The sequence below is a fragment of the Paratractidigestivibacter sp. genome (assembly GCF_052362415.1).
Lineage (GTDB): Bacteria > Actinomycetota > Coriobacteriia > Coriobacteriales > Atopobiaceae > Paratractidigestivibacter.
The window spans coordinates 711-6,170 of the sequence record NZ_DAWEMK010000106.1 but is presented as its reverse complement, the minus strand read 5'-3'; the positions used below and the strand labels follow the sequence as shown (position 1 = coordinate 6,170).

Below are 5,460 nucleotides of genomic sequence, written 5' to 3'. Positions count from 1 at the left end.
CCCTTCGCGTCCTTGACGGCGTCCGCGGCGTCCATCTGGGGCGAGAGGAGCCTGAAGACGCACTCATCGCCCTCGCGGACGAGCGCGCGCTGGAATTGGTAGATCGCGTCGGAGCCGAACCCGGACTTCGGGTTATGGACTATGAGGGTACGCATGCCTTCCTCCTCATATAAGGGAGTTTCTCGGTATGATGTAAGGCCGGGCGCCCAGGGCGCTCCTTCGAATGGTACTCAAATTATCGTTAGAATCGAGCTTGCGTGTATCTTTCCACCCAAGAAGAGCTCAAGGCCTACTGCGACGAGGCCTCCACCTGCCGCGTCGTCGCCGTCGATACCGAGTTTCTCCGCGAGAAGACCTACTTCCCGCGCCTTTGCCTCATCCAGGTCAACGCCGGCGGCAGCATCGCCGCGATCGACCCCATCCTCATCGAGGATCTCTCTCCGCTCGCTGCGATCTTCGAGGACCCCGACGTCGTCAAGGTCTTTCATGCCTGCTCGCAGGACCTCGAGGTGCTGTGGGACGGCATGGGCTGCGTGTGCAGGAACGTGTTCGACACGCAGGTCGCCGCGGCGTTTCTCGGGCTCAGGCAGCAGATCGGCTACGGTCCGCTCGTCGACGCCTACTGCGGGGTGTCGCTGCCCAAGGCGGAGGCCCTGACCGATTGGTCTCAGCGCCCGCTCGACCCTGAGCAGCTCGTCTATGCCGAGGACGACGTCCGCTACCTGCCCCAGATCTACGAGACGATGTGCAACAAGCTCGTCGACTCCGACAGGCTCTCGTGGGTCCTGCCCGAGATGGACGAGGCCTCCGATCCCTCGCGCTTCCGCAAGGACCCGCGCGACGCGTACCTGCGCCTTAAGCGCGCGAGCACCCTCACCAGGCGTCAGCTCGCCGTCGCCCGCGAGGTCTGCGCTTGGCGAGAGGAGACCGCTGCCGCCCGCGACGTCCCCCGCAAGTGGCTGATGTCCGACGAGGTCATCGTCGAGGCATGTCACCGAACACCGACCTCGCTGCCCAGGCTCCGCAGGATCCGCGGCCTCGAGAAGCTCTCCGAGTCCGACGCCCGCGGCATCATCGCCTCCGTTCAGCGCGGCCTCGACTGCCCGCCCGCCGACTTCCCGGCCGCCATCAAGCGCCTCAAGCCCTCGCCCGAGAAGGACGGAGCGCTCGACCTCATGAGCGCCGTCGTCCGCGTCGTGGCCGAGAAGACCGGCATCGCGCCGCAGGTCATCGCGAGCAAGGACGACCTGAACGAGCTTTTGAGCGGCTCGCGCGACGGCCGCCTTGCCCAGGGCTGGCGCCACGAGGTCGCGGGCAAGCAGCTCGAGCGCCTGCTCGCGGGCGAGCTCGGCCTCACCATCAAGGACGGCAAGATCGAGCTTCTCTGACGCCTCCGCTTCCTTCTCGTTAATTGTTGTCCCGTCCCTCGGGTACCATGGCCGGAACAGCGCGAGGGGGTATATAGGAAGCATCGGATAGATTGGAGCCTCTTATGCCTTACGGTTATTACGGTTACGGCTACGGATACGGCGCTGGCATGAACACGTCGTATATCCTGCTGGTCGTCGTCTCGCTCGTTCTCGGCCTCGCCACGCAGGCCTACATAAAGAGCACGTACCGGAAGTGGTCCGGCGTTCGCGCGTCCGTGCCCGGGTCGGGAGCCGAGGTTGCCCGCAGGATGCTCGACGAGGGCGGTGCCGGGGACATCGGCATCGATCGCATCGGCGGCGAGCTCACGGACAACTTCAACCCCGCCGACGGGTGCCTGCACCTCTCGTCCGCGAACTTCTCGGGGGCATCGGTCGCCTCGGTGGCCGTCGCCTGCCACGAGGCGGGCCATGCCGTCCAGGCAGCCAAGGGGTTCTCGATGTATCGCCTGCGGACGCTGCTCGTCCCTGCCGTCAACCTCGCCTCGAGCGCCTGGATGATCGTCCTCATGGCCGGCGTCTTCATGAACGCCATGGGGCTCGTCAAGGTGGCCATCCTGCTGTTCGCCGCCACGGTGGTCTTCTCGCTCGTCACGCTCCCCGTGGAGATCGACGCTTCCCGCCGCGCGGTCGCCTACCTCGGCAAGTACGGCTCTGGCCTCGACCAGAAGGGCGCGCGCCAGGTGCTCATCGCAGCGGCGCTCACCTACGTCGCCGCCGCCCTCGTTTCGATCCTGCAGCTCGTGTACCTGCTCGGCCAGTACGGCGACAGGGACCGGAGGTAGCCGCATGAGGGAAGAAGCTTCCGGCGCGCTCTCCGTCTCCGAGGCGGTCGGGCTCGCCAAGGGCAACGTCTCTGCCTGGCCGGCGCTGACGGTCACGGGCGAGGTCTCCGGCTTCCGCGGCCCCAACGCTCGCAGCGGTCACTGCTACTTCGAGGTCAAGGACGACGGCGCGTCCATGAGCGTCATCGTGTGGCGCGGTGTCTACGCGCACGCCGGTTTCGAGCTCCGCGACGGCCTCCAGATCCGGCTTACGGGCAAGTTCGATATCTACAAGGCCTCGGGGCGCTTCTCGTTCGTCGCGAGCAGCATCTCCGTCGCAGGTGAGGGCATCCTGCGCCAGCAGGTCGCGGAGCTCGCGCGCAAGCTCGAGCGGGAAGGCCTTATGGACCCCGCGCGCAAGCGCCGCATCCCCGCGTTCTGCTCGAGGGTCTGCGTCTGCACCTCGCTTTCCGGCTCGGTCATCGAGGACGTCAAGCGCACCCTCGCGCGCCGCAACCCGCTCGTGCTCATCGACGTCGTCGGCTGCAGCGTGCAGGGCGCGACGGCTCCGGCGACCATCGTCCGCGCGCTCCAGGTGGCCGCGGCATCCGCCCCCGACGCCATCCTGCTCGTGCGCGGAGGCGGCTCGTTCGAGGACCTCATGTGCTTCAACGACGAGTCGGTCGCGCGCGCGGTCGCGGCGTCCCCTGTGCCGGTGATCACCGGCATCGGGCACGAGCCCGACACCTCGATCGCGGACATGGTGGCGGACCGCCGCTGCTCCACGCCGACGGCGGCGGCAGAGTCCGTCGCGCCGGCGATCGACGAGGTCGAGCGCCAGATCATCCAGCGGCAGGTCCGCCTGGGCAACTCGATGTCCGCCATGATCGAGCGGCTGGGGTCGGGCCTCGACGCCGACTCCAAGCTCGCGGACTCTGCGATGACGACGCTTCTGGGGCGCGAGCGCGCGAAGCTCGATGCCCTCGGGTCGAGGCCCTGCCTCACCGACCCCGCGTCCGGCATCCATGCTCGCGAGGCGGAGCTGGAGCAGACCTCCGAGCGGCTCCATGCTGCGCTCCCGCGCATGCTCAAGCAGCAGGGCGAGTCGCTTGCCAAGGAATCCTCCCGCCTCGCCGGCATCGGTCCCAGGCTGCTGCGCGGCTACGAGTCCGATTTCGGCAGGCTCGCGGCGACCCTCGACGCGCTCTCGCCGCTGAAGGTCCTCGGGCGCGGCTACGCCATCGCGCGCGACGAGGGCGGCCACGTGGTCAAGGAGGCCTCGTCGCTCAGCGCCGGCGACCTCATCGCCGTGCAGCTCGGGCATGGATCCGTCGACGCCTCCGTCGCCGCGGTGCACAAGGACTAGAATCTTTTGCGCCTCCGCGCGCAGGAAGGAGTTTTCCCATGGAGTACAAGAACATCGACGAGATGACCTTCAAGGAGGCCTCGATTGAGCTTGAGCAGATTGTCCGCTCCCTTGAGGCCGGCGACCTTGAGCTCGAGGAGTTGCTCGACCGCTATGGCAGGGGAGTGGAGCTTCTCAAGAGCCTCCGCGCTCGCCTGAACGACGCCGAGCAGAAGGTCCGCGTCCTTCTCGACGCCACCGACGAGGCGGCCCCCACGACCGACACCGCCTCCGCGCCTGCGACCGCTTATATCAACGAATAGCGCTTTGCCTGCACGAAGCGCAAATTACGACCTTTAGGAGAGGAACATGTCCGACTGCATCTTCTGCAAGATCGCCAACGGCGAGATTCCGAGCGACTTCGTCTACGAGGACGACAACGTCGTCGCCTTCAAGGACCTCAACCCCCAGGCCCCCGTCCACGTGCTCGTGGTACCCAAGAAGCACTATGCCAACATCATCGACGGCGTCCCCGCCCAGACGCTCGAGTCCATGACGAAGGCCGTCGCCGCCATCGCCAGCGAGACCGGTCTCGATGCCTCCGGTTTCCGCTGCATCATGAACACCGGCTCCGATGCCGGTCAGACCGTCATGCACCTGCACATGCACGTTCTCGGCGGCGTCAAGCTGGGCGAGGGCCTGCTGCCCAAGGAGGACTAGCCATGGAGTCACGCGTTGCCGATTGCGCCGCCCTGCACGCCAAGGGCTACAACTGCGCCCAGGCCGTTGCATGCGCCTACGCCGACCTCGTCGGCGCGGACAAACAGGCGCTCTTTGCCGCGACCGAGGGCCTCGGCCTTGGCATGGGTTGTATGGAGGGCACCTGCGGCGCGCTGTCCGGTGCCTGCATCATCTGCGGCCTCGCCAAGTCCGGCGCCGACCTCGACAACCCCACGACCAAGGGTGCGACCTACAAGGTCTCCCGTCAGATCGTCGAGCAGTTCGCCGAGGCGTGCGGCGCCACGCGCTGCCGTGATCTCAAGGGCATCGACACCGGTGAGGTCCTCTGTAGCTGCCCTCAGTGCATCGAGAACGCCGCGCGCATCCTCGAAAACGTGGCATTCGCCGAATAACCCCTTGTTTAGACCCGCTGTTTATGCTCAGCGGGTCTATCATTTAAGCGTCTTTGCGTCTAAGTGCAAGGTATTGCCGCGGGTCCGACGCCCCCGCATCGAGAGGAGACACATGAACGTTTTGGTCATCAATGCCGGCAGCTCTTCGCTGAAGTACCAGCTGCTCGACGTCGACACCCGCGAAGTCTATGCCAAGGGCAACTGCGAGCGCATCGGCATCGACGGCTCCTTCATCGGCCATGAGGAGATGGGCGGCCAGAAGCAGAAGCTCGAGGTCGCGCTGCCCGACCACAAGACCGCCGTCAAGCACGTCTTCGAGATCCTGAAGAACGTCGACAAGCCCATCGACGGCATCGGCCACCGCGTCGTCCAGGGCGGCTGGTACTTCCCCGAGTCCGCCGTCGTCGACGACGATGTGCTCGCCAAGGTTCGCGAGGTCGCCCCGCTGGCCCCGCTCCACAACTACGCGGAGGCCGACGTCGTCGAGATCTGCCGCCAGATGTTCCCCGAGCTCGGCAACGTCATCGTCCCGGACACTGCGTTCCACTACAACATGCCCGAGCACGCCTGGCGCTACGCCCTGCCCCGCGACGTCGTGGACAAGCTTCACGTCCGCAAGTACGGCGCCCACGGCACTTCCCACCGCTACATCTGGCGCGCCACGAACCAGTTCCTCAACGGCGACGTCCACAAGCTCGTGAGCCTGCACCTCGGCTCCGGCGCCTCGCTGTGCGCCATCGAGGACGGCAAGTGCCAGGACACCACCATGGGCCTGACCCCGCTCGACGGCC

The 5,460-nt window shown here is 66.5% G+C and carries 7 protein-coding genes; all 7 read left to right on the top strand.

The window, feature by feature from the left end; translation table 11 throughout:
* Positions 1 to 257: 257 nt before the first annotated feature.
* On the top strand, positions 258 to 1,388 hold the full coding sequence (gene rnd / locus ACT84W_RS09045; RefSeq protein WP_444328968.1) for a ribonuclease D: 1,131 nt from the start codon (positions 258 to 260) through the stop codon (positions 1,386 to 1,388).
* Positions 1,389 to 1,492: 104 nt separating this feature from the next.
* Positions 1,493 to 2,212 carry a zinc metallopeptidase gene (locus ACT84W_RS09040; protein ID WP_417575393.1) on the top strand — a complete coding sequence of 240 codons (720 nt, stop codon included), beginning with the start codon at positions 1,493 to 1,495 and terminating at the stop codon, positions 2,210 to 2,212.
* A gap of 4 nt (positions 2,213 to 2,216) precedes the next feature.
* Complete coding sequence (gene xseA / locus ACT84W_RS09035) at positions 2,217 to 3,557, top strand: exodeoxyribonuclease VII large subunit (RefSeq protein ID WP_444328967.1); 1,341 nt, start codon at positions 2,217 to 2,219, stop codon at positions 3,555 to 3,557.
* Positions 3,558 to 3,595: 38 nt separating this feature from the next.
* Positions 3,596 to 3,859: an exodeoxyribonuclease VII small subunit gene (xseB, locus tag ACT84W_RS09030; protein ID WP_444328966.1), complete on the top strand. Its 264-nt coding sequence runs from the start codon at positions 3,596 to 3,598 to the stop codon at positions 3,857 to 3,859.
* A gap of 46 nt (positions 3,860 to 3,905) precedes the next feature.
* Entirely contained in the window at positions 3,906 to 4,256 is a 351-nt protein-coding gene (locus ACT84W_RS09025; protein WP_417575396.1) for a histidine triad nucleotide-binding protein, read from the top strand.
* Positions 4,257 to 4,258: 2 nt separating this feature from the next.
* The gene (locus tag ACT84W_RS09020) at positions 4,259 to 4,669 is read left to right on the top strand and encodes a C-GCAxxG-C-C family protein (RefSeq protein ID WP_417575397.1); all 411 of its coding nucleotides are present in this window, start codon (positions 4,259 to 4,261) and stop codon (positions 4,667 to 4,669) included.
* Between the two features lie 112 nt (positions 4,670 to 4,781).
* On the top strand, positions 4,782 to 5,460 hold a 679-nt coding region (locus tag ACT84W_RS09015), incomplete at its 3' end, for an acetate/propionate family kinase (protein WP_444328965.1).